We start from the raw sequence: 3265 nt of genomic DNA, 5'->3' as shown, positions 1-3265 counted from the left end.
CGTGGATTACAAGGACCTTGAGTTGCTCACGAAGTTAACCAATCGCCAAGGCAAAATCGTCAGCCGGCGCAAGAGCGGCTGCACCGCCGCCAGCCAACACGCCGTGACCTCGGCCATCAAGCGCGCCCGCTTCATGGCACTGCTGCCGTATGTTGGCGAGTAGAGGCGCAACGGCATGTCCGAGCCCTACCGCACCACGCGCCGGGTCGAGTTTCGCGACACCGACGCCGCCGGGATCGCGCATTTCTCGGCCTTCTTCTTCTACATGGAATCGGTCGAGCACGAGTTTCTCCGGCACCTTGGCCTGAGCGTGCTGAGCAAGGCTCTCGATGAAACAAAAAAGACCTTTGATCCATTGGAGATTCCCGAGGCGGACAAGAAGTATCTCGCGGGCGTGAAAGCCCAATTCGAGAACGAGATTGGCGACAGCGAGGACTGTCCGATTAGTTGGCCGCGCGTCTCGGCAAGCTGCGATTATCAGAGCGCCGTGCGATTCGAGGATATGCTTGATATCGAGCTGCGCATCGCTCGCCTGGGGACGAAGAGCGTCAGCTACGAATTCGTCTTCGCCAGTGCCGGCCGACAAGTCGCGACCGGCAGGACGGTGGCGGTCTGCTGTCGCTTTCCCGCCGGTGCCCCCCCCGAATCGATTCCTATTCCGGCGCCGATCGTCGCGAAGCTTCAGCCGTTTGCATCTTAGATTGGAGATTTCAATTCTGAGATTTGGAATCTCCTGCCGCGTCAAGGATCGCTTGCACCAAACCATCGATCGTGTACTCGCGCGCCTCGACGGCCGGCTCGTGACCGAGTTGACGGAGAGCTTCGGAAGTGAGTGGGCTGATGCTGGCTAGTTTGCTCTTGCGCAGATTGTCGCCGAACATTCGCACCAGCGAGCGGGCGATGGCGGAGCTGGTGACGGTGATCCAATCGATTTGTCCGGCAGAAAGTGCGGCGGCGATTTCGTCGTCCGGCTGCTCGATGTCGCGGCTCGAATAGACGACCACTTGTTCGACGATGCCGCCGGCCGCGATCAGTTCCTCGGCCAGCACTTCGCGGCCGCGGCTTGCTCGGGCTAAGAGGAACCTTTGCCCGCGTGCTTCGCCGGCCAGCGCCGCTGCGAGCGATTCGGCGCGGTATTCGTCGGGCTGGAGATCGGCCTTGAGATGGTAGCGAGCCAGCTCCTCGGCGGTGCCGGGGCCGATCACCGCGATTTGAATTCCGGCCAGCCGCCGCAAGTCGGCGCCGCAAGCCAACAGCCGATCGAGCAGGAACCGCACGCCGTTGGCACTCGAAAACACGAGCCAATGGAATTCGTCGAGCCGCGAGAGTGCCGCATCCACCGGCGCCCAATGCTCCGGCGGCCCAATCTCGATTGCCGGTTGCAAGAGACAGGCGCCCCCTAGTTCGCTCAGACGGCCCTCGAGCACTTCGGCTTGCTCGGCAGTCCGCGTGATCAGCACGCGCTGGCCAAAGAGCGGGCGCGTCGAGAACCAGTCATGCACGGCGGCCGGGGCGGTGACTTCGCCGATCACGACGATAGCGGGGGGCCGCAGCCGCGCCGCCTCCAGTTCGGCCGCAACTTGCCCGAGCGTCGTCGTAATCACCTGCTGATCGGGCCAGGAGCAGCGATGGATGATTGCGGCCGGGATGTCGGCCGGCTTGCCCGCCGCGATGAGCGCCGCGCTCCACTGTCGCGCCGTAATGACTCCCATGTAGAAGACGAGCGTGCCAGGAAACATCGCCAGCGCCGCGAAGTCCAGTCCGGCGGCCTCTTTGCCTTCCTGCTCGTGACCGGTGACAAAGGCCACCGCCGAGGCCTCATCGCGATGAGTGACACAGATGCCCGCGTAACTTCCCGCGGCGAGTGCGGCACTCAGGCCAGGAATGATCTCGAACGGAATGCCGGCAGCCGAGAGCGCATCGAGTTCGTCAGCCAGCCGGGCGAAGATCGTCGGATCGCCCCCTTTAAGCCGCACGACGGTCCGCCCTTGCCGTGCCAGCCCGATCATCCGTTCGTTAATTTCCGTTTGCGGAATGATCCGGTCGCGGCCGTGGCGGCCGAGGCAGACGAGTTCCGCGCCGGGTTTGGCGTGTGCCAGAATCCGCGGGTTGACGAGGTAGTCGTATAAGATAGCATCGGCCCGGCGGAGACATTCGACCCCGCGCCAAGTGATTAGGCCCGGATCGCCCGGTCCGGCTCCGACCAAATAGACCTTTCCAACCGCTTGCGGCAAGACGTGCGTCATGGTCGCGTGTTGCTCGTTGTTTTCCGCCCGCCGCCCATGCTAGAATGAAGCCGCTTCGAGGCGATTCCCGTCTCGAATCGAATCCCTCTTCAGTTTACCTCATCGAGCGTTGGCGCCACGTCGCGTCACCCGTCCATGGCCAAAGAAAACGAAGAACCTGAGGATAAGCCGAAGCGTCCCCAGCGCAAGCACCCGAGCGCCGCTCTTCAGCAACGCTTGCAGCAGAACTTTGAAAAGGGGCAGCAGAACGTCAAGCAGCGCAACTTTGATTACGCCACGGAAATGTTCGCTCAATGCGTCCAGGGAGACCCGGGCAACGTCGAATACATCAAGGCGTTCATCGAAAACCTGCAACGGAAGTATAACAACAACAAGAAGGGGAACAATCCGCTCGGCCTCAAGGGGATGGGCTCGCGCAGCGCCTTGAAAAAAGCCCTGGCGAAGGAAGATTGGAACACGGCAATCAAGGCCGGGCTGGAATTGCTGCAGATCAATCCCTGGGACATCGAAGCCCTGCGGAAGATCGCCAAAGCCTCCGCGGGACTCGGCTGCTACGACGCGCAACTCAATTATCTCAAGATCGCGCTCGATAGTCACACCGATCCGGGGGACGTCGAAATCAATCGCGAGTGCTCCGAGGCGCTGGAGGCCTCGGGGCTATTCGATCAGGCGATGATTTGCTGGGAGCGGGTCAAGAAATACCATCCCAACAACGAAGAAGCGCAGTCCGCGATTGCCGGAATCCACGCGAACAAGATGGAGTTCATGAAGGGGACCAAGGAAGGAATCCGTACCGGGGCGAAGAAGGGGCACGAATCGCTCCCCGGCACTCGCGAAGAGGAGCTGAAGCAGCGGATCGAAGCCGATCCAGCCGACGTCGGCGCCGCCAGCGAACTAGCGGAATTGTATTCCCGCGAAGATCGTTATTCGGAGGCCGAGAAGGCCCTGGCCAAGTCGCTCGAGGCCACCGGCGGCGACGTGAAAGTTCGCGAGCAACTCGAGGACGTGCAGATGCGGCG

The 3265-nt window shown here is 62.0% G+C and carries 4 protein-coding genes; 3 read left to right on the top strand and 1 reads right to left on the bottom strand.

Annotated features, from left to right (window positions below):
- The first annotated feature begins 1 nt into the window (after position 1).
- Positions 2-163 (top strand): 30S ribosomal protein S18, encoded by a 162-nt coding sequence (gene rpsR / locus VGY55_04655; GenBank protein HEV2969259.1) that lies wholly within the window; start codon positions 2-4, stop codon positions 161-163.
- 12 nt (positions 164-175) lie between these two features.
- Entirely contained in the window at positions 176-700 is a 525-nt protein-coding gene (locus tag VGY55_04650) for a thioesterase family protein (protein HEV2969258.1), read from the top strand.
- Positions 701-710: 10 nt separating this feature from the next.
- On the opposite strand, the gene cobA is transcribed toward VGY55_04650, so the two are convergent.
- Complete coding sequence (gene cobA, locus VGY55_04645; GenBank protein HEV2969257.1) at positions 711-2246, bottom strand: uroporphyrinogen-III C-methyltransferase; 1536 nt, start codon at positions 2244-2246, stop codon at positions 711-713.
- Positions 2247-2381: 135 nt separating this feature from the next.
- Between cobA and VGY55_04640 the strand changes: the two genes are divergently transcribed.
- Positions 2382-3265, top strand: an 884-nt coding sequence (locus VGY55_04640) for a hypothetical protein (protein HEV2969256.1), incomplete at its 3' end; no start/stop codon positions are given.

It is taken from the genome of Pirellulales bacterium (assembly GCA_035939775.1).
GTDB lineage: Bacteria > Planctomycetota > Planctomycetia > Pirellulales > DATAWG01 > DASZFO01.
Note: the sequence above shows the minus strand (reverse complement) of the source record. Positions and strands in the feature narration are given on the sequence as shown.